Below are 683 nucleotides of genomic sequence, written 5' to 3'. Positions count from 1 at the left end.
CGTAAATATAACCCTTTACTACAGTCACCATTTTTTCGACATTTCTTCTCTTTTCCTGATGAAATTGAAGAGTCACGCCAAGTTCAAAGTGCTGGCTCCGGTGTAATAGTTGATGCAAAAGAAGGCTATATTCTTACCAATCATCATGTCATTGCTGACTCTAACGATATCGAAGTAAAACTTCAGGACGGGCGTCAATTCAAAGCCACCTTAGTAGGTTCCGACAAGAAGGTTGATATCGCTTTGCTGAAGATCGATGCAGAAAAGTTGTCATCTTTGAAAATCGCCGACTCTAACTCCCTAGCCGTTGGCGACTTTGTAATTGCCATTGGTAACCCCTTTGGTATTGGGCAAACGGTGACTACTGGAATTGTCAGCGCACTTGGGCGGAATGGTCTTGGCATCCAGGGGTACGAAGATTTTATTCAAACCGATGCCTCCATTAACCCCGGCAATTCAGGCGGCGCATTAATTGACCTCAATGGCAACTTAGTTGGCATCAACTCCGCCATTATCGCTCCAGCCGGAGGAAACGTTGGCATTGGCTTTGCCATTCCAACTGAAGTCAGCCAATCAGTTATGTCACAACTTATCCAGTTTGGTGAAGTAAAACGCGGCGGTATCGGTGCCCGTTTCCAAGACTTAAGCCCTGAGTTAGCTGAAGCCTTCTCGTTCGGAACACA

At 45.8% G+C, this 683-nt stretch carries 1 protein-coding gene; it reads left to right on the top strand.

The window, feature by feature from the left end:
• Window positions 1-683 (top strand): trypsin-like peptidase domain-containing protein (locus A3763_RS06020; RefSeq protein ID WP_156494955.1); only part of this gene is annotated, 683 nt, incomplete at both ends.

It is taken from the genome of Oleiphilus sp. HI0128 (genome assembly GCF_001635365.1).
This window is presented reverse-complemented; position numbering and strand designations above follow the sequence as displayed.